The organism is Paraburkholderia sediminicola (genome assembly GCF_046027355.1).
GTDB classification, from domain to species: domain Bacteria; phylum Pseudomonadota; class Gammaproteobacteria; order Burkholderiales; family Burkholderiaceae; genus Paraburkholderia; species Paraburkholderia sediminicola_B.
Genome location: NZ_JAQQEK010000009.1, coordinates 89,523 through 112,465, shown reverse-complemented (window position 1 = coordinate 112,465; position 22,943 = coordinate 89,523). Strand labels below are relative to the sequence as shown.

At 62.6% G+C, this 22,943-nt stretch carries 19 protein-coding genes; 7 read left to right on the top strand and 12 right to left on the bottom strand.

The annotated features are described in order from the left end of the window. Positions 1-253: 253 nt before the first annotated feature. Positions 254-1,150 carry a class I SAM-dependent methyltransferase gene (locus PQR42_RS17405; RefSeq protein WP_408387256.1) on the top strand — a complete coding sequence of 299 codons (897 nt, stop codon included), beginning with the start codon at positions 254-256 and terminating at the stop codon, positions 1,148-1,150. Between the two features lie 269 nt (positions 1,151-1,419). Next, a complete protein-coding gene (gene leuA / locus PQR42_RS17400; protein ID WP_408493683.1) occupies positions 1,420-3,138 on the top strand; it encodes a 2-isopropylmalate synthase in 1,719 nt (572 codons plus the stop codon). A gap of 121 nt (positions 3,139-3,259) precedes the next feature. Here the strand turns inward: leuA and PQR42_RS17395 are convergent, their stop codons facing one another. The 8 genes from PQR42_RS17395 to PQR42_RS17360 all read right to left on the bottom strand — a co-directional run bounded on the left by PQR42_RS17395 (position 3,260) and on the right by PQR42_RS17360 (position 13,176). Then, positions 3,260-4,027 (bottom strand): amino acid ABC transporter ATP-binding protein, encoded by a 768-nt coding sequence (locus tag PQR42_RS17395; protein WP_408203544.1) that lies wholly within the window; start codon positions 4,025-4,027, stop codon positions 3,260-3,262. Further along, the gene (locus tag PQR42_RS17390; protein ID WP_012433671.1) at positions 4,027-4,704 is read right to left on the bottom strand and encodes an amino acid ABC transporter permease; all 678 of its coding nucleotides are present in this window, start codon (positions 4,702-4,704) and stop codon (positions 4,027-4,029) included. Before PQR42_RS17390 ends, PQR42_RS17395 begins: the two co-directional genes overlap by 1 nt. A 22-nt stretch (positions 4,705-4,726) precedes the next feature. Further along, positions 4,727-5,509 carry an amino acid ABC transporter substrate-binding protein gene (locus PQR42_RS17385; protein WP_408203540.1) on the bottom strand — a complete coding sequence of 261 codons (783 nt, stop codon included), beginning with the start codon at positions 5,507-5,509 and terminating at the stop codon, positions 4,727-4,729. 356 nt (positions 5,510-5,865) lie between these two features. Next, complete coding sequence (gene hydA / locus PQR42_RS17380) at positions 5,866-7,317, bottom strand: dihydropyrimidinase (protein ID WP_132373747.1); 1,452 nt, start codon at positions 7,315-7,317, stop codon at positions 5,866-5,868. Positions 7,318-7,388: 71 nt separating this feature from the next. Next, entirely contained in the window at positions 7,389-8,900 is a 1,512-nt protein-coding gene (locus PQR42_RS17375) for an NCS1 family nucleobase:cation symporter-1 (RefSeq protein WP_408203537.1), read from the bottom strand. Positions 8,901-9,024: 124 nt separating this feature from the next. Next, positions 9,025-10,359, bottom strand: a complete 1,335-nt coding sequence (preA, locus tag PQR42_RS17370; RefSeq protein ID WP_408203535.1) for an NAD-dependent dihydropyrimidine dehydrogenase subunit PreA — start codon at positions 10,357-10,359, stop codon at positions 9,025-9,027. Between the two features lie 63 nt (positions 10,360-10,422). Continuing rightward, positions 10,423-11,772, bottom strand: coding sequence for an NAD(P)-dependent oxidoreductase (locus PQR42_RS17365; RefSeq protein ID WP_408387258.1), 1,350 nt, complete (start codon positions 11,770-11,772; stop codon positions 10,423-10,425). Between the two features lie 123 nt (positions 11,773-11,895). Beyond that, the gene (locus tag PQR42_RS17360; protein WP_408203531.1) at positions 11,896-13,176 is read right to left on the bottom strand and encodes a Zn-dependent hydrolase; all 1,281 of its coding nucleotides are present in this window, start codon (positions 13,174-13,176) and stop codon (positions 11,896-11,898) included. Between the two features lie 302 nt (positions 13,177-13,478). On the opposite strand from PQR42_RS17360, the gene PQR42_RS17355 reads away from it, so the two are divergent. The 3 genes from PQR42_RS17355 to PQR42_RS17345 all read left to right on the top strand — a co-directional run bounded on the left by PQR42_RS17355 (position 13,479) and on the right by PQR42_RS17345 (position 14,942). After that, complete coding sequence (locus tag PQR42_RS17355) at positions 13,479-14,228, top strand: TetR/AcrR family transcriptional regulator (RefSeq protein ID WP_408228484.1); 750 nt, start codon at positions 13,479-13,481, stop codon at positions 14,226-14,228. Positions 14,229-14,313: 85 nt separating this feature from the next. Beyond that, positions 14,314-14,550: a type II toxin-antitoxin system Phd/YefM family antitoxin gene (locus PQR42_RS17350; protein ID WP_408387259.1), complete on the top strand. Its 237-nt coding sequence runs from the start codon at positions 14,314-14,316 to the stop codon at positions 14,548-14,550. Then, positions 14,547-14,942, top strand: coding sequence for a type II toxin-antitoxin system VapC family toxin (locus PQR42_RS17345; RefSeq protein ID WP_408387260.1), 396 nt, complete (start codon positions 14,547-14,549; stop codon positions 14,940-14,942). Before PQR42_RS17350 ends, PQR42_RS17345 begins: the two co-directional genes overlap by 4 nt. A gap of 54 nt (positions 14,943-14,996) precedes the next feature. On the opposite strand, the gene boxA is transcribed toward PQR42_RS17345, so the two are convergent. From boxA to PQR42_RS17325, 4 genes are all read right to left on the bottom strand, one after another. After that, positions 14,997-16,238, bottom strand: a complete 1,242-nt coding sequence (boxA, locus tag PQR42_RS17340; RefSeq protein ID WP_408387261.1) for a benzoyl-CoA 2,3-epoxidase subunit BoxA — start codon at positions 16,236-16,238, stop codon at positions 14,997-14,999. 53 nt (positions 16,239-16,291) lie between these two features. Further along, entirely contained in the window at positions 16,292-17,719 is a 1,428-nt protein-coding gene (gene boxB, locus PQR42_RS17335) for a benzoyl-CoA 2,3-epoxidase subunit BoxB (protein ID WP_408387262.1), read from the bottom strand. Between the two features lie 125 nt (positions 17,720-17,844). After that, complete coding sequence (gene boxC / locus PQR42_RS17330; RefSeq protein ID WP_408203521.1) at positions 17,845-19,515, bottom strand: 2,3-epoxybenzoyl-CoA dihydrolase; 1,671 nt, start codon at positions 19,513-19,515, stop codon at positions 17,845-17,847. A gap of 117 nt (positions 19,516-19,632) precedes the next feature. Beyond that, positions 19,633-20,616, bottom strand: coding sequence for a helix-turn-helix transcriptional regulator (locus PQR42_RS17325; RefSeq protein WP_408203519.1), 984 nt, complete (start codon positions 20,614-20,616; stop codon positions 19,633-19,635). Positions 20,617-20,808: 192 nt separating this feature from the next. Here PQR42_RS17325 and PQR42_RS17320 point away from each other — a divergent pair, with 192 nt between their 5' ends. Together PQR42_RS17320 and PQR42_RS17315 are read left to right on the top strand one after the other, a co-directional pair. Beyond that, positions 20,809-21,276 carry a DUF4863 family protein gene (locus PQR42_RS17320; RefSeq protein ID WP_408387263.1) on the top strand — a complete coding sequence of 156 codons (468 nt, stop codon included), beginning with the start codon at positions 20,809-20,811 and terminating at the stop codon, positions 21,274-21,276. Between the two features lie 8 nt (positions 21,277-21,284). Then, complete coding sequence (locus tag PQR42_RS17315) at positions 21,285-22,880, top strand: 3,4-dehydroadipyl-CoA semialdehyde dehydrogenase (RefSeq protein ID WP_408493682.1); 1,596 nt, start codon at positions 21,285-21,287, stop codon at positions 22,878-22,880. The last annotated feature ends 63 nt before the right edge of the window (positions 22,881-22,943 follow it).

Sequence of the window (22,943 nt, the reverse complement as noted above, 5' to 3'; positions counted from 1 at the left end):
CAGCAAAATGAAATGAAGGGGATCAAGTCGCGCCCGACACACAACAAGCCCGCGCGACAGCCAACGCTGATCACACCATTTATACGCGCCACGCCGCGCTTCGGATTCGGCGACCTAAGCGCAAGTCGCGGTAAACAGCGAAACTGGCGGGCACGGTCTTTTATTCCGGGCCGCGGCGGCAGCCACGCAAATCCAGCGAGCACCTATCCTTATGCCGATTACCGATTTCCTTCCCGCGCGATCGCGCCCGATAATGGACGTCATGAACCTTCGACCCAATCTTCAAGCTCGCGCGCCGCGCACCACGCTCGCGGCACTGACCGCAACGCTGCTGCTGGCGGCCTGCGCCGGCCCATCGGCCTCGACTTCCGCGTCAGCGTCTGCCTCTGCTTCGGCCAGTCCGGCACAGCTCGATGCCGCAATCTCCGGACCACAGCGCGGCGACAAGGCCCGCGCCCGCGACGTCTACCGCCATCCGAAGGAAACGCTGCAATTCTTCGAACTCGCGCCGTCGCAAAGCGTGCTGGAGATTGCGCCGGGCGGCGGCTGGTACACGGAGATCCTGGCGCCGTATCTGCACGACCACGGCAAGCTCTACGAGGCGCAGTACGACGGCCCGCAGGGTGCGCCGTCGGCGGAGGCACAGGCCAATCGGGCCGCGTTCGCGCGCAAACTGGCGGCCACGCCCGCCGTCTACGGCAACGTCGTGGTCGGCACGCTGCACGCCGGCCAGTTCAGCGGTTTTCCGGCCAATGCCAGCGTCGACGAGGTGCTGACCTTCCGCAATATCCATAACTGGATCAAGGACGGTCAGATCGACGCGAACCTGCGCGCCTTCTATGCGGCGCTCAAACCGGGCGGCGTGCTCGGCGTCGAGGAACACCGTGCAGCGCCGGGTACCTCGCTGCAACAGACCATCGACACCGGCTACGTGACGGAAGACTACGTGATCGAGCACGCGCGGGCGGCCGGCTTCGAACTGGCCGGCAGGAGCGAAGTCAACGCCAACCCGCGCGACACCAAAAACTACCCCAACGGCGTCTGGTCATTGCCGCCGACCTTCGAGGGCGGCGACGTCGATCGGGCCAAATATGCGGCCATCGGTGAATCGGACCGCATGACCTTGCGCTTCGTGAAACCGGCGCACTGATCTCGCTCCGCATGGGGACGGCGCTTGACGCCGTCCCAATAATATGTTCCTATTGCGCACCATGTACCGCGCCCAGACCATCCTATCGCTACTACTAGCCCCCTCTACCGGGCTAGGTCTGCTGCTGCGCGCTTCCATCTGAACCACCCGAAGCACCGCTCAATTCCCCAGTAACTGACCCAGCCCCGGTTTCCGACCGGCGGCCCAGTTATGTCTTTTCGTCGTCCGGTCGACTCCCAGCTATCTGGTCTCACCCACGGATGATGAAAATGTTGAAGAACCCTGCAACCAAATACCGCTCGTTCAAGCCCATCAACTTGACGGATCGCCAGTGGCCGTCGCGCACCATCACGCACCCGCCGATCTGGATGAGCACCGACCTGCGCGACGGCAATCAGTCGCTCTTCGAGCCGATGGACGCGCAGCGCAAGACGCGCATGTTCAAGACGCTGGTGCAGATCGGCTTCAAGGAAATCGAAGTCGCGTTTCCGTCCGCTTCGCAGACCGACTTCAATTTCGTGCGTGAGTTGATCGAAGGCGGCCATATCCCCGACGACGTCACGATCGAAGTCTTGACGCAAGCGCGCGACGACCTGATCGAGCGCACCTTCGAATCCTTGCGTGGCGTGCCGCGCGCCATCGTCCATCTGTACAACGCGACCGCGCCGGAATTCCGCAAGATCGTCTTCAATCTGGAAAAGAGCGGCGTGAAGGAACTGGCGCAAAACGCTGCCCGCACGATGAAGCGCATCGCCGATGCCACGCCGGAAACGCGCTTCACGTTCCAGTACAGCCCGGAAGTGTTCAGCGGCACCGAAATCGAATTCGCCAAGGAAGTCTGCGACGCCGTGTTCGACATCTGGCAACCGACGCCGGAACACAAGGCCATCGTCAACCTGCCGGCCACCGTCGAAATGTCCACGCCGAATATCTACGCGGACCAGATCGAGTGGATGCACCGCAATCTCAAGCGCCGCGATTCGCTGTTCATCTCCGTGCATCCGCATAACGATCGTGGCACCGCAGTGGCGGCTGCTGAACTCGCTGTCATGGCCGGCGCGGATCGCATCGAGGGCTGCCTGTTCGGCAACGGCGAGCGCACGGGCAACGTGGACCTCGTCACGCTCGCGTTGAACCTGTACACGCAGGGCGTCGATCCGGGCCTCGACTTCTCGAACATCAACGAAGTCGCCCGTACCGCGGAAGAATGCACGCAGTTGCCGATCCATCCGCGTCATCCGTATGTCGGCGATCTGGTGTTCACGGCCTTCTCGGGCTCGCATCAGGACGCAATCAAGAAGGGCTTCGCGGTGCAGAAACCGGACGCGGTCTGGGAAGTGCCCTATATGCCGATCGATCCGGCCGATCTCGGCCGCACGTACGATTCGGTGATTCGCGTGAACAGTCAGTCGGGCAAAGGCGGCATTGCCTATTTGCTCGAGCAGGGTTATGGCGTCGTGCTGCCGCGCCGCCTGCAGGTGGACTTCAGCTCGGCCGTGCAGCGCTTCACCGACGACAGCGGCCAGGAAGTCACGTCCGCGCAGATCTGGGAATTGTTCCAGCAGGAATATGTGCAGAACACGGCGCCGATCCACTACGTCGGCCACAGCCTGTCCGAACGCGAAGGGCGTGAGCACATCAAACTCACGGTCGACATCAACGGCACGCGGCGCGTGTTGACCGGCGAAGGCAATGGCCCGCTCGACGCGTTGATGCACGCGATCGGCGTGCCGGTGCGGATTCAGCATTATGAAGAGCGCGCGTTGACGCAGGGTGCGGATGCCCGCGCGGTGGCGGTCGCCGAAATGGCCGGTGCCGATGTGACCGGCAGCGCGTTCGGCGTCGGCATCGATGCCAATCTGGTGACGGCGTCGATTCGCGCGGTGATCAGCGGCGTGAATCGCGCTTATGCGCGTGTCAATACGCAGGCGAAGGAAAGCTTCTTTGACGCCGCGATGAACGATGCCACGGAGAGCGTGGGCGTCTAAGGTTCTCTGCGGCCGGTGACAGATTTGTAGCGGTTATGTGCGAAGGGGGCGTTTTGACGACGCCCCCTTTTTTATCCCGCCGCATTGCGGCAATCCCGCGTTATTGCATTTCAGATCCGCCTCATTGAGTCCATTCATCCGGCAGACTGTGCGTCAACGTCGACACGAACCGCTCGGTTTCCGGCGCACGCGGCTGCATGAAGATCTCGCGCGACGGCCCGGCCTCCACCACCACGCCGTTATTCAGAAACACCACGTCACGCGCGATCGTCGCGGCGAGCCGCAAATCGTGCGTGGCCATCAGCATGGTCATGCCTTCGGTGGCGAGCTGCTTGAGCACCTCCACCACTTCCGCGGCGAGGCCAGGGTCGAGCGCCGAGGTCGGCTCATCGCACAACAGCACTTCCGGCGATGGCGCCAACGCCCGCGCAATCGCCACACGCTGTTGTTGACCACCGGACAGCGTCGAAGGCCATGCGTCTGCCTTCTGCGCGATGCCGACCTTCTCCAGCAACTCATCCGCGCGAGCCCGCGCCTTGTCCTTGTCCCACTTCAACACGGTCACCAGGCCTTCCATCACGTTCTGCCGCACCGTCAGATGCGGGAAGAGCTGGAAATTCTGAAACACCATGCCCGTGCGGCGACGAATCGTCAGCACCGTTTCGCGCGAGGGCCGGTGGTCGCGGCTGAATTCCAGCCGCTGATCGCCGAGTTCGAGCGAACCGGACTCGGGAATCTCGAGCAGATTCACGCAACGCAAGAGTGTGCTCTTGCCGCTGCCCGACGGACCGATCAACGCGGTGACATTGCCCGAGGCGAGTTGAAGATCGACCGAGTTGAGTACCTGCTGGCCGCCGAAGTACTTGTCGATTTTTTCCAGTCGGATCATCAGTTGCCTGCCTGGAAAAGTGCGTGGCGGCCGAACTTGCGCTCGAGCCTCACTTGCGCCGACGACAACACCGAACTGAACACCAGATAAACCAGTGCAGCTTCCGTGTACAGAATCAGCGGCTCGTAAGTCACCGACGCGATCCGCTGCGCCGCCTGAAACACCTCAGGCACGGTCAGCACCGCGGCCAACGAGGTGTCCTTCACCAGCGCGATAAACGAATTGGACAACGGCGGTAACGCGACGCGCGCCGCTTGCGGCAGGATCGCGCGACGCAACGCCTGCTCGCGCGTCATCCCCATTGAATACGCCGCCTCCCACTGCCCTTTCGGAATCGACTCGATCACGCCGCGTATCACTTCGGAGTTATACGCGCCGACATTCAGCGAGAAGCCGATGATCGCCGCCGTCAACGGATCGAGCACGATGCCCACGTTCGGCAAGCCGTAGAAGATCACGAACAGTTGCACGAGCAATGGCGAGCCGCGAAACAGCCACACGTAGAAGCGCACGATCGCCACGGCCCACTTCGGCCCGAACAGGCGCACCAGCGCGACGAGGAACGCCAACGCGAGTCCGATCGCGAACGATATCAGCGTGAGCGGCACGGTAAACACGAGCCCCGCATACAGCAGGGGCCACAGCGACTGCGCCATCAGATGCAACCATGCCGGCATGATTCAGACTCGCGGAAGGCGTTTACTGGGAGACGTCTTTGCCGAAATACTTCTGCGAGATCTTCGCGTAGGTGCCGTCTTTCTTGATGTCGGCGAGCGCCTTGTTGATCGCGGCCTGCAATTCCGGGCTGCCCTTGCGAATCAGCACGGCGGACTTGTCGCTGCTGTCGCTCGACGTATCGAGCGCGGCGATCTTCACCTTCGCGTCCGGCTTGTGCTTTTTGAAGTCGAGGAACGACAGCGAGTCGTTGACCGTGGCATCGACGCGGCCCGAGGTCAGCAGATCGATCGACTCATTGAAGCCCTGCACGGGGATGACTTCCGCGCCGTGCGCGGCCGCGATCTTGCCGAAGTTGCTGGTCAGCGTGTTGGCCGACTTCTTGCCCTTCAGGTCGTCGAAGTTCTTGATCGTGGTGTTGTTCGACTGCACGATCAGCGCCGCGTGCGAAGTGATGTACGGGTCGGAGAAATCGTATTTGGCCTTGCGCGCGTCGGTCACGGCCACTTCGTTGATCACCGCGTCGTAACGGTTCACGTCGAGACCGGCGATCAGACCGTCCCACTTGCCTTCGACGAATTGCGGCTTGACGCCAAGACGTTGCGCGATCGCCGTGCCGATTTCGACGTCGAAGCCGGTCAGCTTGCCCGATTCATCGTGGTACGTGAACGGCGCATAGGTGCCTTCGGTGCCGATCCGGAATACGCCGGCGGATTTGATCTGCGCAAGTTCATCGGCGGCGAATGCGGAGCTCACGGCCACGGCCTGGAACAACGCGATCAGCAGAATGGAACGAATCGATTTCATCAGGCGGCTCCGTCAAATGTGCCACGTCCGTGGCTGAGTCTTGTGTTGGACAGTCCCCGCCGGCGCTTGCGCCCGCAGAGTGGGCGGACTGTAGCAAACGGCCTGCGTTTTTACAAAGGATCAGGTTTCCGATCGATATGCGCTTGCGTGCTAAGCGAACAGCCAAGGCCTCTGGTGTGACGTGGATTTCAACTCTACAGCAGATAGGACAGACGCGGGATGCATCGCAACACGGAACCTATGCCGCGCGCCATCGGGGAAAACGCGAGAGGGGTGCTGCCGCGGCGAACGCGCGGCATTGAAAAACGGCCGGCGCCGCGTTGGAAAACGGCGCCGCCCGTTGGATTGCGAATCGCTTACCGCTCCACCGGATGCGGCTCCTTGCGCTTGTTGGCTACGCGAATCGCGTCGAAGTAGGCGCCGTTCGGCGGGCGCTTCAGGTAACGGCCGGCGCCGCGCACGGCCCGCAGTTCGCCGTCGGTCCAGGCGAGCGCGCCGCGCGTGAGCGTGTGCATCGCCACGCCTTGCACCGTCATGCCTTCGAACACGTTGAAGTCGACCTTCTGATGATGCGTCTTCACCGAAATCGTTTTGCTCGCGTTCGGGTCCCACACCACGAGGTCGGCATCCGCGCCGACCCGCACCGCGCCCTTGCGTGGATACAGGTTGAAGATCTGCGCGGCATTCGTCGACGTAATGCGCACGAACTCGTTCGGCGTGAGACGCCCCGAGTTCACGCCGTGATGCCAGAGCACCGCCATGCGGTCTTCCACGCCGCCGCAGCCGTTCGGGATCTTCGTGAAGTCCTCGCGGCCCATGGCCTTCTGCGACGCGCAGAACACGCAGTGGTCAGTCGCCGTGGTGTGCAACTGCCCGGCTTGCAAACCGCGCCACAGCGCCTCACGATGCTCGGCCGAGCGGAACGGCGGGCTCATCACGTGGGCCGCCGCGCGGGTCCAGTCGGGATCGCGATACACCGCTTCGTCGATCACCAGATGGCCCGGCAACACTTCGCCGAACACGCGCAGACCTTCGCTGCGCGCGCGGGCAATCGCGTCGACTGCGTCCTTTGAGGACACGTGCACGATATACACCGGCACGCCCAGCACCTGCGCGATCCGGATCGCGCGATTGGCCGCTTCGCCCTCCACTTCCGGCGGCCGCGACAACGGATGCGCCTCCGGGCCCGTAAAGCCTTTCGCCAGCAACTGACGCTGCAACTGGAACACCAGCTCTCCGTTTTCCGCATGCACCGTAGGCAGCGCGCCGAGTTCGAGCGAGCGCGAGAAGCTGTTCACCAGCACTTCGTCGTCGGCCATGATCGCGTTCTTGTAGGCCATGAAGTGCTTGAAGCTCGACACGCCGTGTTCGTGCACCAGCGTGCCCATGTCGCGATAGACCGAATCGTCCCACCACGTCACCGCGACGTGAAAGCCGTAGTCCGCCGATGCTTTCTCGGCCCAGCCGCGCCATTCCTTGAAGGCGTCCATCAGCGGTTGCTTCGGGCTCGGAATCACGAAGTCGATGATGCTCGTGGTGCCACCCGATAAACCCGCCGCCGTGCCCGTGTAGAAATCGTCGCTCGCCGTGGTGCCCATGAACGGCAATTCCATATGCGTGTGCGGATCGATGCCGCCGGGCATCACATACTGCCCGCCCGCATCGACGATCGTGGCGCCGGCCGGCGCCTCCAGGTCCGCTCCGATCTGCAGGATCGTGCCGCCGTCCTGCGGGTCCGCACACAACACGTCCGCACGATACGTGTTCTCCGCGTCGATAATCGTGCCGCCGCGAATCAGGGTCGTCATGTTGCCGCCTCCTTATGAACTGCTGGTTTCGGTGCTACGTACTTCGTTTCGTTGATGCTCATGCGCCCATCTCATGCACTCGCCACGCGCGCACTCGGTCCCTTGCTGAGCTTCATCCACGCGCTGTATACGATCGACGCCAAAGCGAGTCCAACAAACCAGGCATACGTATAGAGCGTGTTGAAGATCGCCGGCACATTCGGGAACGACGCCGGAAATGCGGTGTGCAAAAAGCCCGGCAGATTCGGCAGCACGCCGATCACCAGCGCGACCACCGCGCCGATATTCCAGCCGCCGGTGTAGCTGTATTCGCCGTGTTCGTCGAACAGTTCACGCGTGTCGAGCCGGGTGCCGCGAATCAGGAAATAGTCGACCATCAGAATGCCCGCGACCGGACCCAGCAAGGCCGAGTAGCCGACCAGCCACGTGAAGATATAGCCCTGCGTGGTGGCGAGAATCTTCCACGGCATCATCACGATCGCGATGGTCGCGGTAATCATGCCGCCCACGCGATACGAAATGCCCTTGGGCCACAGGCTCGAAAAATCGTAAGCCGGGCCGACGAGATTTGCCGCGAGATTGCAGCACATGGTGTCGAGCGTCAGGATGATCAGCGCGACGCCCACGCCGATGCCGGTCATGCGGCTCGTCAGGTCGATCGGATCCCAGATCGCCTTGCCGTAGATCACCACCGTCGCCGACGTGACGACCACCGAGATCACTGAAAGCAACGCCATCGGCACCGGCAAGCCGACCGACTGGCCGATGATCTGATCGCGCTGCGTTCTGGCAAAGCGTGTGAAGTCGGGGATATTCAGCGCGAGCGTGGCCCAGAAGCCGACCATGGCCGTGAGGCCGGGCCAGAACGTGACCCAGAACAGGCCTTCTTTCTTGCCGCCCGGCACGAATTGCGACGGCGCCGACAGCATCGAGCCCAGACCGCCCGCTTTCGACGTCGCCCACCACACCAGCGCAATGCACATCACGATCTTGATCGGCGCGGACCAGCTTTCGAGCCAGCGAATCGAATCGGTGCCGTGCACGATGAAGTAGATCTGCAGCGCCCAGAACACTAGAAAGCACGCGAGCTGCGCGAGCGAAATGTCGAGAAACGGCAAGGCCGCGCCGTGCAGCGCGTTGCCGGTGAGAATGTTGAGCAGCGTGTAGATCGCGCTGCCGCCGAGCCACGTCTGGATTCCATACCAGCCGCAGGCGACGATGGCGCGCAGCATCGCCGGCAGTTTGGCGCCCTGCGTGCCGAAAGACGAGCGCACCAGCACCGCGTACGGAATGCCGTGCTTCGCGCCCGCGTGGCCGATCAGCAGCATCGGCACCAGCACGATCAGATTGCCGAGCAGCACGGTGATCACGGCCTGCCACGGCGACATGCCCTCTTCCGTCAAACCGGCGGCGAGCATGTACGACGCGATGTTCATCACCATGCCGACCCACAGCGCGGCGAAGTGATACCACTTCCAGGTGCGCTGCGCGACGCCGGTGGGTGCCAGGTCGTCGTTGTAAAGACTGCTGCTCTGCGCGCCGGCCGCGAACTGCGGGTCGGCGGGTTGCGCTGTCTGCTTCATCTAAAGATCTCCACTCGATCGTTGAGGCCCGCGCGGTTTCTGGTGGCGCGTCGGGCCTTTGGGGGAATGACAGGTTCAGTACTAGCGCTGCGTTTGTTTCAGTTTGCTTCAACCACGTCCTGTTTCAGGCGGCTTTTGCCGCATGCGCATGAGCGTGCTCCGCGGTTTCGGCCGTGTCCGCCGTTGCGCTCTGCTCCGCGCCCACGCGTGCCGGGTTGTTCGGATGCGTGGTCCAGTTCGCGTATTCGCCGTTGTCCACACGCTCCATCGTGATGCACTGTTCGACCGGACACACGTGCATGCACAGATTGCAGCCGACACATTCGGAGTCCATCACTTCAAAATGCCGGACGCCATCTTTTTCTTTCATGATCGCCTGGTGAGCCGTGTCCTCGCAGGCGATATGGCACAGGCCGCACTGGATGCACTTGTCCTGATCGATGCGCGCCTTGATGTCATATTTGAGGTTCAGGTACTTCCAGTCGGTGACGTTGGGCACGGCGCGGCCGCGAATATCGTCGAGCGTCGCGTAGCCTTTTTCGTCCATCCAGTTGGAGAGGCCGTCGGCGAGGTCGGAAACGATACGGAATCCGTAGTGCATCGCCGCCGTGCAAACCTGCACGCTGCCCGCGCCCAGCACCATGAATTCGGCGGCGTCGCGCCATGAAGAGATCCCGCCGATGCCGGAGATCGGCAGATTCGGCGTTTCCACGTCGCGTGCGATTTCCGCGACCATGTTCAGCGCGATCGGCTTCACGGCCGGGCCGCAGTAGCCGCCGTGCGTGCCTTTGCCATCGACCATCGGCAACGGCGACATCGCATCCAGATCGACGGCGACGATCGAGTTGATCGTGTTGATCAGCGACACGCCATCCGCGCCGCCCTTGTACGCCGCACGCGAGCCGAGGCGAATGTCGCTGATATTCGGCGTCAGTTTGACGAGGCATGGCAGCCTGGTGCCTTCCTTCACCCAGCGCGTGACCATCTCGACATACTCGGGCACCTGGCCAACGGCCGCGCCCATGCCACGCTCGCTCATGCCGTGCGGACAGCCGAAATTCAGTTCGACCGCATCCGCGCCGGTGTCTTCGACGAGCGGCAGAATCCACTTCCAGTCGCGTTCGTTGCACGGCACCATCAGCGAGACGATCATCGCGCGGTCCGGCCAATCGCGTTTGACTTGCGCGATTTCCTTCAGATTCACGTCGAGCGGACGGTCGGTGATCAGTTCGATGTTGTTCAGGCCCGCGATACGCTGACCGTTCCATTGCACCGCGCCGTAGCGCGAACTGACGTTCACCACATGCGGGTCGAGACCGAGCGTCTTCCACACCACGCCGCCCCAGCCCGCTTCAAACGCACGGTTCACGTTATAGGCTTTGTCGGTCGGCGGCGCGGAGGCGAGCCAGAAGGGATTCGGCGAAGTGATGCCGGCAATCGTACAGCGCAGATCGGCCATGTTCGGCTCCTTGGGGACTGCTGTTTTTTGTCTGTTTCGATACGTGACTTGGCTTGATTCGCTTCAAGCGGCTTTCGCCGCTGTGCGAGCGAATTGCGCGTCGATAGCGGCAGCGGCAACCTTGCCGTCCTGCACCGCTTGCACCGTGAGGTCGATGCCGCCAGTGGCCGCGCAATCGCCACCAGCCCATACGCCTGCCAGCGAAGTCTGGCCATTCGCGTCGACCGCGATACGGCTGTCGTCCAGCGTCAGCAATTCACGCTCGATGCCGACCGGCACCAGCGTTTGACCGATCGCCTTGAGCACCATGTCGGCTTCGACCATGAAGCGCTCCTCTCCACCTTCACGCGATGTGCGCGCGAATTCGACGCCCGTGACCACGCCGCCGTCGCCGATCAAACGCATCGGCGTGGCGTGCGTGACGAGCGTGACGCCGCTGGTCTGCGCGAAGTCGCGCTCGGCCCACGTGGCGCTCATTGCTTCGACGCCGCGCCGGTACACCATCGTCACCGACGTCGCGCCGAGCTTGTGGCTTTGCACGGCCGCGTCCACTGCCGTATTGCCGCCGCCGATCACGACCACGCGGCGGCCGACCGGAACGGTGCCGAGGTCGCTCGCGCTGCGTACCTGTTCGATGAATTCCACCGCGTTCATCACGCCGCCGAGGTCTTCGCCTTCCATCGCAAGCGCCCGCACGCCTGTGAGGCCGATCGCGAGGAACACCGCGTCGTGTTGCTTGCGCAGCGTGTCCAGGTCGACATCGCGTCCAAGCGCGACGCCGTGTTTGATGTCGATACCGCCGACCGAGCACAACCATTCCACTTCACGCTGCGCAAAATCGTCGACCGTTTTATAGGCGGCAATGCCGTATTCATTCAAACCGCCGGCCTTTTCATGTGCGTCGTAGATCGTCACGTTGTGCCCGTCCAGCGCAAGCCGGTGCGCGCACGCAAGTCCCGCCGGACCCGCGCCGACCACCGCGACGTGTCGTCCGGTTTCAGCCGCGCGCTTGAAAAGCACTTCGCCGCGTGCCATCGCCCAATCGGTGGCGTGACGTTGCAGCGCGCCGATCGCTACCGGCTTCGCATCCTGATGGTTACGCACGCACGCGCCTTCGCAAAGAATCTCCGTCGGGCAGACGCGCGAGCACATGCCGCCCAGCGGGTTGGCTGACAGAATGTCCACGGCCGCGCCCTTCAGATTGCCGTTACTGATCTTGCGGATGAAGCTGGGAATGTCGATCTGCGTCGGGCAGGCGTTCACGCACGGCGCGTCGTAACAGTAGTGGCAGCGGCTCGCCGCCGCGGCCGCGGCGCTTGCGTCGAGCAAGGGCGCGATGTCGGAGAACTCGCACGAAAGCTGCTCGGGCGATAGCCGCTGAGCGGCAATGTCGCCGGTTTGCTTGATGGCCATACTCGTTCCTTCTTCGATGTGAGGACGTAGCCGCTCCTGCCGGCCGCGCCAAAGCGGAGCCGGGACGGCATGTTTTATGGGCACTACGGTGAAGCGGGTGAAACGACCGCAACCGCTAAAGCGTTATGAAACCGGCTCGCACGCACGTTCCAGCATGGCGTGCAGCAACACGTTGGCGCCGGCTTCGATCCATTCGAAGGTGGCGTCCTCGATCTCGTTGTGACTAATGCCGTCCACGCACGGCACGAACACCATCGAGGTCGGCGCGACTTGCGACAGATAACAGGCATCGTGTCCCGCACCGGACACCATGTTGCGATGCGGATAACCGAAGCGTTCGGCCGCCGCGCGCACCGACTTCACGCAGGCTTCGTCGAATGCGACTGGCGCGTAATAAAAGATCTGCTCGAGTTCGGTTTCCAGACCGATGCCGTTCGCGATATCGGCCACGCCTTTGCGCAACGCGGCATCCATCTTTGCGAGCACCGCATCGTCCGGATGACGGAAATCGACGGTGAAGAACACGCGGCCCGGAATCACGTTGCGCGAGTTCGGATAGACCTGCATCATGCCGACCGTCGCGCAACCGAACGGCGCGTTGTCGAGACCAATGCGATTGACCAGATCGACCACGCGCGCGGCGCCGAGCAACGCGTCGCGACGGCGCGGCATGGGCGTCGGACCCGCGTGAGCCTCCTGCCCTGTCAGCGTGATTTCGTACCAGCGCTGACCTTGCGCGTCGGTCACCACGCCAATGGTTTTCTGTTCGGCTTCGAGAATCGGGCCCTGTTCGATATGCAACTCGAACGCCGCGTGCAGCGGCCGTCCGCCGCACGGAACATCGCCCGCATAGCCGATGCGTTTGAGTTCCTCGCCGATGGTCTTGCCGTCCACGTCCTTGCGCGACAGGCCGTAGTCGAGCGTGAACACGCCGGCGAACACGCCCGACGCCACCATCGCGGGCGCGAAGCGCGAGCCTTCCTCGTTGGTCCAGATCACCACTTCGACCGGATGCTCCGTCTCGATGCCATGGTCGTTCAGACTCCGAATCACTTCGAGCCCGCCCAGCACGCCGTAGATGCCGTCGAAGCGGCCGCCGGTCGGCTGCGAGTCGGCGTGCGAACCGGTCATGACCGGCAGCGCATCGGGATTGCGCCCGGCGCGGCGCATGAACACATTGCCCATCTGGTCGACACTGACCGTGCAGCCGGCGTCCTTCGCCCAACTGACGATCAAGTCGCGTCCTTCCTTGTCGAGGTCGGTGAGCGCCAGGCGGCAGACGCCGCCTTTGGGCGTTGCGCCGATCTTCGCCATCGTCATCAGGCTGTCCCACAAACGCTTGCCGTCGACCTTGATCGACGTGGTGGGTTCTGCGTTCTTCAGCGCTTCGGATACCGCATTCATTCGTCTCGCTCCTTTCGGTGAACCGACATGAAACTGGTGCATCGGCGGCGTGTTTTGGGGCGTGTCCGCACGGGGGCGGTGCACGCTCGACACCTTCGATCGCCTCTTATACAGAGGGCAAACCCTGGGGCATCGGCCGCTCTTCCAATCCTGTCCAGTTGGACAGGTTGTAGACGATTAAGCTCACCAAATCAATACCTTTCGTGCGGTGGGAAACATAGCGAGAAGCGTGCCATTGCATTGCAGCATGCGGTTGCCACGTGTAGCGAATGCCCGTGTGGGCAGCGCGCCAAACGACTAGAATGAAGCGCGACGCGGCACCCATGCCGCCGAAGGCGAACATGAGAGACGACGACGTGGCGGCCGACATCACGGAAAACGAGGAAACACGCGCACCTTTGCGGCGGCGCAAGGCGCACATTCGCGAGTCGAATGAAGCCCATCTTCTGGCGTGCGCCGAGGCGGTTTTTGCCGAGCGCGGACTCGACGGCACCAGCACCGCGATGATCGCGGAGCGTGCGGGCTTACCGAAAGCTAACGTGCATTACTACTTCCCAACAAAGCTCGCGCTATACCGGCGCGTGCTGGAAGACCTGTTCGAAGACTGGCATCGCGCGGCGGATACGTTCGAATGCAGCGACGATCCGGTCGAAGCGATCGGCGGGTACGTGCGCGCGAAAATGGAATTGTCGCGTCGCCGTCCGCTCGGTTCGAAGGTGTGGGCGAGCGAGATCATTCACGGCGCTGAGCACATGGAGGACATTCTCACGGAGCGCGTGAAGCCGTGGCTCGATAGCCGCGTGAAGGTGATCGATGACTGGATCGCGCGTGGGCTGCTCGCGCCGGTGAATGCGCAAACGCTGATGTATATGATCTGGGCGACGACTCAGCACTATGCCGACTTTGATGCTCAGATTCGCGCGCTTAAAGGTAAGCGTGCGTTGACGCAGAAGGCGTTTGATGCGACGACGGAGGAAGTGGTGCAGTTGGTGATTCGGGCGTGTGGGGCGGTGTCGCCGGGGAAAGTGGATTCGGCAGAGTCCCGCGCATAAATAGATGCGTCTATATCGACCGCTATAGATATTTCTATTTCCATCTTATAATTATGACTATAGACATCTGACTATAGGCACAATCATGCCGGGAAATCTGGTATCGAAATCGGAATTCAAAGCCAAAGCGCTCGAATATTTCAGGCAAGTGGAATCTACGGGGGAAAGCATGATTGTTACGGACCATGGCAAACCAGCGATAGAAGTACGCCCTTACCGCGGCGTCGAACGCAGCCCGCTTGACGTCTTGCACGGCACAGTTTTGCATTACGACGACCCCACCAAGCCGGTGGGAGAAGACGACTGGGAGGCCGCGGAGTGATCGTTCTGGACACCCACACTCTGGTTTGGTGGGCCACAGGCGATCCGACTTTGAGCAAGAAAGCAAAAACGGCTATCGCGCAAGAATTGACCGACGGCGAGATCGCCGTTTCGGCCATCTCCGCGTGGGAGATCGCCATGCTCGTAGAACGAGAAAGGCTCGCGCTGTCAATGGATGTCAGCAGTTGGCTTGCCAAAGTTTCCGAGATCGAATCGGTACGCTTTGTGCCGGTCGATGTTGAAATCGCGACGAAGTCGGTCGAACTTCCAGGCGAGTTCCATAAAGATCCCGCCGACCGAATGATCGTCGCGACGGCTCGCAAGTTTGCAGTCCCGCTCATCACGAAGGACGAAAAGATCCGCGCCTATCCGCACGTCAAGACCATCTGGTGAAACATCGCACGGGCAATCAATGGCCATGCCGATTCGCGACCGGACCCCGTCCGGTCAATACGTCTCCAGATGCAGCCTCCCCTCCTTCTTCAACTTCACCCACAGCACCTCCCAATCCAGCTGATGCTGCTCACCAATCTCCTTGAGCGCCTGCAGCACGCCATCTTCCATGCCCTTCAATCCGCACACGTAGATATGCGTGTTGTCGTCCTTGAGCATATGCGCCACATCGACTGCACGCTCGCGCATGGCGTCCTGAACGTATCGCTTCGGCTGACCCGGCGTACGCGAAAACGCCAGATTGGTATCAATGAAATCCTTCGGCAAATTCGTGAGCGGCCCGAAGTACGGCAACTCCTCTTTGGTCCGCGCGCCGAAGAACAGCATCAGCTTACCGGTCGCGCCCTTCAGGCGACGCCGGCGGCGGTACTCGGTCATCGCGCGCATCGGCGCTGAACCCGTGCCCGTGCAGATCATCAGCAGATGCGAGTTCGGATGATTCGGCATCAGGAACGTACCGCCGAACGGGCCGATCACGCTGACCACGTCGCCCTTCTTCAGATCGCACAGGTAGTTCGAACACACGCCGTCGGTCGCGTCGCCATGCTGCTGTGCTACGCGTTTGACCGTCAGCGAGACGTTGTTATAACCGGGCCGTTCACCATCGCGCGGGCTCGCAATCGAATACTGACGCGCGTGATGCGTACGGCCGTCGACGGTCGCGCCGGGCGGCAGAATGCCGATCGACTGGCCCTCCAACACCGGAAACGGCATCGAACCGAAATCGAGCACGATATGATGAATGTCGCTTTCGGTCGAGCCATCGGTGAGCCGGTAGTTGCCGACCACCGTCGCGCTAGTCGGCTCCTTGTGCGTGTAGAGATTCACGTACGGCTTCGCGGCCGACCACGGCGGCACGACCGAGCCGCGCACGGTATCCACTTCGATGCCGCTCGCCTCTGCCGGCGTATCGCCGGCCGCGCCCGCGCCCGACGATTCGTCCGCGGCGGGCACCGCCATCGTGTTCTGTTCAGGCAGGACGTCCCACGTGAACTGCTCTTCGATCGGATACGCGTCGGCCTTCAGCACCGTGCGCCAGTTGTCGATCGCGCCGGTCGGACACGGCGGCACGCACGCCATGCAGCCGTTGCAGATATCCGCCTTGACCACATAGTTGTTATCGTCGTGCGTGATCGCATCGACCGGGCAAGTCTCTTCGCACGTATTGCAGCGAATGCAGATTTCCGGATCGATCAGATGCTGCCTGAGGACTTCGATCGATACTGGGCCGTTCATGACTTCCTCCACCTTGAGATACGGCGCAAATGTGCCGCTCGCCGCTCGCGCACTCAGTTAAAGCGCACGTATTCGAAATCGACCGGCTGACGGTTCACGCCCATCGCGGGCGGCGCAATCCAGTTGGCGAATTTGCCCGCTTCCGTGACGCGGCCCATCAACGACGCGACGTAAGCGCGATCTTCCGGCGTGGCGAGCCATTTCGCTTCGTTGGCGGCCCATTCGGTTTCGCTGACCACGCGGCCGTCGGGCGACACACGCGTACCCGCGAACGTGCCGATCTGCCGATTGAACGCTTTATGCGGCACCGTCATGCGGAAATCGATGCCGGCCTTTTCGAGCACCTTGTTCCAGCGCCCCACGCCCGCCACCGAATCCTTGATGTAGTCGTCGCGCAGCACTTCATTCATGGCGTTGAGCATCGGCACTTCGCGCTCGACCAGCTTGCCGTCCTGCACGTCGAGCAGCTTGTAGCTCTGGCCGTTCAGTTGATGATCGTCGTCGCGCTTGTTTTCTTCGTATCGCCCCTTCAGGCCCGAGCTATAGAACGTGGCCGCGTTGGACGAATGATCCGCGCCGAACAGATCGATCGTGACCGAGTAATGGAAGTTCAGATAGCGCTGAATGGTCGGCAGATCGATCACGCCGGCCGCGCGAATCTTGGCGACGTCATCCGTGCCGAGTTCATTCATCACCTGGGCGGTGCGTTGGATCACCCGTGAAACACCCGATTCGCCGACGAACATATGATGCGCTTCTTCGGTCAGCATGAACTTGGTGGTGCGCGCGAGCGGATCGAAGCCCGACTCGGCAAGCGCCGACAACTGGAATTTGCCGTCGCGATCGGTGAAGTACGTGAACATGAAAAACGCGAGCCAGTCCGGCGTTTTCTCGTTGAACGCGCCGAGAATACGAGGGTTGTCTTCATCGCCCGAACGGCGGCCGAGCAATGCTTCAGCTTCCTCACGGCCGTCGCGGCCGAAGTAGCGATGCAGCAGATACACCATCGCCCACAGATGGCGGCCTTCTTCCACGTTGACCTGGAACAGGTTGCGCAAGTCGTACATGGAAGGCGCCGTCAAACCGAGGTGACGCTGCTGTTCGACCGACGCCGGTTCGGTGTCGCCCTGCGTCACGATGATACGGCGCAGATTCGCGCGATGCTCGCCAGGCACGTCCTGCCAGGCCGCTTCGCCCTTGTGTTCGCCGAAGTGAATCTTGCGGTCCTGCTCGCCGGGCGTCAGGAAAATGCCCCAGCGGTAGTCCGGCATCTTCACGTGATCGAAATGCGCCCAGCCGCCCGCATCGACGCTCACCGCGGTGCGCAGATACACGTCGTAGCCATGCGAGCCTTCCGGGCCCATATCGCCCCACCACGCCAGGAAATTCGGCTGCCATTGTTCGAGCGCGCGCTGCAGCGCCCGGTCGTCGGCGAGGTTGACGTTGTTCGGAATCTTTTCGCTGTAGTTGATCGTTGACATGGTCGGTTCCTGGTTCAGAAACTGCAGTGACGGTGAGAGGCGCGGTTCGGGCGGGTTGGCGGCCTGTTTCGCTCTCGTTGCGTTGATGGCGTTCAGACGCCCATCAAGCGCGCATCAAATGCGCATCAAACACGCGAGACGTCGAATTGCGCCTTGCTGCCCTTGCCGTACACCTTGAGCGCGCCCTTCTCGCCCACTGCGTTCGGCCGGTTGAAGATCCAGTTCTGCCACGCGGTGAGACGGCCGAAGATGCGCGTCTCCATCGTTTCCGGACCGTTGAAGCGCAAATTCGCTTCGAGTCCGGTCAGCGCATCGGGCGACATCGCGGCACGCTCTTCGAGTGCGATACGGATTTCGTCGGCCCAATCGATGTCATCGGGCGACGCGGTCACGAGGCCGAGGCGTTCGGCTTCGACCGGCTTGATCGGCTGACCGATCAGAGAACGCACGGCGTCGAGCGGCTCGGTTTCTTCATAGAAACGCCGGCCGAGACGCGACTGATGCGTGACCATCGGATAGAGACCGAAGTTGACTTCCGAAAGCGTGATGGCCGGCTCTTCGTCTTCATTGCTCGGGAGCGCCGCCATGTAAGTACGATCGGCGGCGAACGCGAGTTCCGCGAAGGTGCCGGCAAAGCACGAGCCCGGCTCGATCAGCGCGAACAGCGAACGCGACGAGACGTCGATGCGCGCCAGCGTGCGGCGCAGCAGGCCGATGGTCTCGCGCACGAACCAGTGGTCCTTGTGTTGCATGAGAGAGGCGTCCGCGGCGAGCAGATTACGGGCGTCGCCTTCGGTCTTGAAGACCCACGTGCCGACCGCGAGCTCGTTGGTGCGCATGCACAGGATCGCGTCGTCGAGTTCGCGGGCGAATTGCAGCGGCCACCAGTTCACGCCGGCAGCGACGATCTCCGCGATACCTGCGGGCTGTTCGCTTTGCGGCGCCTTGGCGGTGAATGTGGCGATACGCTTCGCACGATCGATCGTGACGTCGAGCGTTTTATACGTGAGGCCGTCTTCGCGATCCGTGCGTTCGATACGCGTGAGCACGACGCCTTGCGCATCCGAGGGACGGTCGCTCTGCTCGGCGAGTTCGAGCGCGCGCGCCTGGATCGCCTGATCGAACTGGTTCGGCTTCACGACTTCATCCACCAGACGCCACGCTTTCGCGCGTTCGCCGCGCACGCCTTCGACCACTGTGCAGAAGATGTCGGCGCGATCGTGACGCACCTTGCGTTTGTCCGTGACGCGCGTCAGGCCGCCGGTGCCGGGCAGCACGCCGAGCAGCGGCACTTCCGGCAGCGATACCGACGACGAACGGTCATCCACGAGATAGATCTCGTCGCAAGCGAGAGCGAGTTCGTAGCCGCCGCCGGCGCACGCACCGTTCACGGCAGCAAGAAACTTCAGACCCGAATTGCGCGAAGAATCTTCCAGGCCGTTGCGTGTTTCGTTGGTGAACTTGCAGAAGTTGACCTTCCACGCATGCGTGGAAAGACCCAGCATGAAAATGTTGGCGCCCGAGCAGAACACGCGGTCCTTCAGGCTCGTCAGCACCACGGTTTTCACTTCAGGATGCTCGAAGCGGATGCGCTGTATTGCGTCATGCAATTCGATGTCGACGCCAAGGTCGTACGAATTCAGCTTCAGCTTGTAGCCGTCACGGATGCCGCCGTCCTCGGCGATATCGATGCCGAGCGTCGCAACCGGACCGTTGAAGCTCAGCTTCCAATGCTTGTACTGCGAGGGATCGGTGCGGTAGTCGACCGGCGCGACGGCGGTTTCTGCTGTGGACATGGGGCGTCTCCTAACTGGACGATGCAAACTCTGTTTTTTGAACAATAGTGCATCGTCAAACCCATGTAAAGCACTTTAGTGCATGTTTGCTAGTAAACCCTGATGCCGAAATACATGTCAGTTCGCGCGCGCCTCATCCGGCGATTCCGCGGCGAGCCTTGCAGCGAGGCGGTCGCGCAGTTGCAGGTAGGCGTCGGCCAAAGTTTTTTCGCTGGTGTCGAAGGTCATGTCAGCGCGGCCGTATAGCTCGCCGCGCCCCGCCAGGATGCGCTTCAGGTCGTCCATCGCCTCCTTGTTGCCCGACATCGGCCGCAGATCGCCTTGCGCGACGACGCGGCGCATATGCTCTTCCGGCGCGGCCTGCAGCCACACCGTATAGCAGTGCGACAGCAACGTATTGAAGGTGCCCGACTCCGACACCAGCCCGCCCGGCGACGCGATCACCGCGCGCTCGTGCTCCTGAATCACTGCTTCGAGCGCTCGGTGTTCATAACGCCGGTAAGCGGCCGCGCCATAAAGCGAATGAATCTCCGACGGCGGGCAGCCAGCCAGTTGCTCGATCACACGCGTGAGCTCGACGAACGGCACCTTGCGCTCCTGCGCCAGCATCCGCCCGAGCGTCGATTTACCGGCGCCGCGCAGGCCGATCAACGCAATCCGGTCCTTGCGATGCGGGTCGCGCGGCGCCTGCGCGAACATCTCGGCGAGCGCCACACGGGCGCGCTGCAAGGCCGCCTGATCGCGTCCCTGCAGCAGTTCGCGGATCAGCAGCCATTCGGCGGAAGCGGTGGTTTCGTCGCCGATCACCTCGGCCAGCGAACAGTTCAAAGTGCCCGCGATCTGCCGCAGCACCAGTACCGACGCATTGCCCACGCCCGATTCCAGATTCGCCAGGTGGCGCTCCGACAAGCCGGTTTCCGTTGCCAGTGTCTTGCGCGTCATGCCGCGGCGCGCGCGCAGGAGGCGCACGCGTTCGCCCATCGCCGTCAGAAAGGGATCGCGCTCCTCGCGCTCGCCGCCGCGCTCCGCCGCCCGTTCAGTGCGGCCCGCGTCCTCGTCGGCGGAATCGTCCAGCGGCGCAGGAGAGTAATTCTGGTTCATGTTTTGCTGCCTCCTAACGGCGATACATGTACTATAGTGCTTGACAGGCACTGAGTGAACGGTTAATTTTCGCCAAATATTGATCCAATAACAAACGCTGTCGAGATTTTTCGGCGGCGTCACGGAGATGGCGCAACGACTCGCATGCATTAACGTGCGTGTGACGGTCGAAGCGCTGATCTGGAGGCTCGCATGTCCCCACATGAATTCCAGCGCCTGATCGCGGGCGTCACGCAGCAACTCGCCGGCCGGCCGCTCGACGGCAAGCTGGCCGACTGGCTGAACGACGCCTATCCCGCGGACGGCGACACGTTCCGCGAGCTTGCCGAAGCTTGCCGAACCGGCGTCGCCGAAGGCTGGCTGTGCAATCGCGAAGGCGCCGGCATTCGCTACGGCCGTATCTTCAAGGCGTTGCCCAAGACCCACGGCTTTTCCGTCGACGTCGTCGATATGAAGGATATTGCCGGTCCGCATCATGTTCATCCGAACGGCGAGATCGATCTGATCATGCCGCTCACCGAAGGCGCCACCTTCGACGGCCACCCGGCCGGCTGGTGCGTGTACGGGCCCGGCTCCGCGCATCGTCCGACGGTGGCGAACGGCCAGGCGCTGGTGCTGTATCTCCTGCCGCAAGGCGCCATCGAATTCACTCCCGCCTGAGCACCGCCATGACCGAACTCCTGAAGAACCATGTAGCCGGCCAGTGGATCGCCGGCGGCGGCGCGGGTGTCACGCTCACCGATCCGGTGACGGGCGAAGCGCTCGTGCGCGTATCGAGCGAGGGCCTCGATCTCGCACGCGCGTTCGGCTTCGCGCGCGAAGACGGCGGCGCCGCGTTGCGCTCACTGACCTACGCGCAACGCGGCGGCCGCCTCGCCGATATCGTCAAGCTGCTGCAAGCGAAGCGCGACGACTACTACGCGATCGCCACCGCGAACTCGGGCACCACGCGCAACGATTCGGCGGTCGATATCGACGGCGGCATTTTCACGCTGTCGTATTACGCGAAACTCGGCGGGTCGCTCGGCGAGGTGCATGCGCTGCGCGACGGCAACGGCGTCTCGCTGAGCAAGGATCAATCGTTCAGCGTGCAGCACGTGCTCACGCCGACACGCGGCGTCGCGCTCTTTATCAACGCATTCAATTTTCCGTCGTGGGGCTTGTGGGAAAAAGCCGCGCCGGCCTTGCTTTCCGGCGTGCCCGTCATCGTCAAGCCGGCCACGGCGACGGCGTGGCTCACGCAACGCATGGTCGCCGATGTGGTCGACGCAGGCATTCTGCCGCCCGGCGCGCTCTCGGTGATTTGCGGCAGCTCGGCGGGCCTGCTCGATCAGATTCAATCCTTCGACGTGGTGTCGTTCACGGGTTCCGCGGAAACCGCCGCCACGTTGCGCGCGCATCCGGCATTCGTGCAGCGCGGCGCGCGCCTGAACGTCGAAGCCGACAGTCTGAACAGCGCGATTCTGTGCGCCGACGCCACGCCCGACACGCCCGCCTTCGACCTGTTCATCAAGGAAGTGGTGCGGGAAATGACCGTGAAATCCGGACAGAAATGCACGGCGATCCGTCGCGCGTTCGTCCCCGAGGCCACACTTGAAGCCGTGCTCGAAGCGCTCAAGGCGAAGCTCGCGAAAATCACCGTCGGCAATCCGCGCAACGACGCTGTGCGCATGGGCTCGCTCGTGAGCCGCGAGCAATACGAGAACGTACTGGCCGGCATCGCGGCGCTGCGCGAAGAAGCAGTGCTCGCCTACGACGGCTCGGCGGTGCCGCTCATCGATGCGGACGCAAATATCGCCGCGTGCGTCGCGCCGCATCTGTTCGTCGTCAACGATCCGGATAGCGCGACGCTGCTGCACGACGTCGAAGTGTTCGGACCGGTGGCGAGCGTGGCGCCCTATCGCGTCGCCATCGACGCAAACGCTCTGCCCGAAGCGCACGCGGTCGCTCTCGCGCGACGCGGCCAGGGATCGCTCGTCGCCTCGATTTATTCGAACGACGAAGCACATCTCGGCCGCCTCGCGCTGGAACTCGCGGATTCGCACGGCCGCGTGCATGCCATTTCGCCCTCGGTCCAGCAGAGTCAAACCGGTCATGGCAACGTGATGCCAATGTCCCTGCATGGCGGCCCGGGCCGCGCGGGCGGCGGCGAGGAACTCGGCGGTTTGCGCGCGCTGGGTTTCTATCACCGGTGCTCGGCCATCCAGGCGGCGAGCGCGGCAATCGACGCGCTGACGCAAGCGACTCATTTGCCCGCGGTCTGACAGCGCACGAGTGTAGCGATAAGGACCGAGCACGCGTATTAGCCTGAAAGCATCGAGCGGATC

Bases quoted from the DNA above. Each gene is read 5' to 3' on its own strand.
- PQR42_RS17405 (WP_408387256.1), top strand. From the start codon at position 254: ATGGACGTCATGAACCTTCGACCCAATCTTCAAGCTCGCGCGCCGCGC.
- leuA (WP_408493683.1), top strand. From the start codon at position 1,420: ATGTTGAAGAACCCTGCAACCAAATACCGCTCGTTCAAGCCCATCAAC.
- PQR42_RS17395 (WP_408203544.1), bottom strand. From the start codon at position 4,027: ATGATCCGACTGGAAAAAATCGACAAGTACTTCGGCGGCCAGCAGGTA.
- PQR42_RS17390 (WP_012433671.1), bottom strand. From the start codon at position 4,704: ATGCCGGCATGGTTGCATCTGATGGCGCAGTCGCTGTGGCCCCTGCTG.
- PQR42_RS17385 (WP_408203540.1), bottom strand. From the start codon at position 5,509: ATGAAATCGATTCGTTCCATTCTGCTGATCGCGTTGTTCCAGGCCGTG.
- hydA (WP_132373747.1), bottom strand. From the start codon at position 7,317: ATGACGACCCTGATTCGCGGCGGCACGATTATCGACGCGGAGAACACG.
- PQR42_RS17375 (WP_408203537.1), bottom strand. From the start codon at position 8,900: ATGAAGCAGACAGCGCAACCCGCCGACCCGCAGTTCGCGGCCGGCGCG.
- preA (WP_408203535.1), bottom strand. From the start codon at position 10,359: ATGGCCGATCTGCGCTGTACGATTGCCGGCATCACTTCGCCGAATCCC.
- PQR42_RS17365 (WP_408387258.1), bottom strand. From the start codon at position 11,772: ATGGCCATCAAGCAAACCGGCGACATTGCCGCTCAGCGGCTATCGCCC.
- PQR42_RS17360 (WP_408203531.1), bottom strand. From the start codon at position 13,176: ATGAATGCGGTATCCGAAGCGCTGAAGAACGCAGAACCCACCACGTCG.
- PQR42_RS17355 (WP_408228484.1), top strand. From the start codon at position 13,479: ATGAAGCGCGACGCGGCACCCATGCCGCCGAAGGCGAACATGAGAGAC.
- PQR42_RS17350 (WP_408387259.1), top strand. From the start codon at position 14,314: ATGCCGGGAAATCTGGTATCGAAATCGGAATTCAAAGCCAAAGCGCTC.
- boxA (WP_408387261.1), bottom strand. From the start codon at position 16,238: ATGAACGGCCCAGTATCGATCGAAGTCCTCAGGCAGCATCTGATCGAT.
- boxB (WP_408387262.1), bottom strand. From the start codon at position 17,719: ATGTCAACGATCAACTACAGCGAAAAGATTCCGAACAACGTCAACCTC.
- boxC (WP_408203521.1), bottom strand. From the start codon at position 19,515: ATGTCCACAGCAGAAACCGCCGTCGCGCCGGTCGACTACCGCACCGAT.
- PQR42_RS17325 (WP_408203519.1), bottom strand. From the start codon at position 20,616: ATGAACCAGAATTACTCTCCTGCGCCGCTGGACGATTCCGCCGACGAG.
- PQR42_RS17320 (WP_408387263.1), top strand. From the start codon at position 20,809: ATGTCCCCACATGAATTCCAGCGCCTGATCGCGGGCGTCACGCAGCAA.
- PQR42_RS17315 (WP_408493682.1), top strand. From the start codon at position 21,285: ATGACCGAACTCCTGAAGAACCATGTAGCCGGCCAGTGGATCGCCGGC.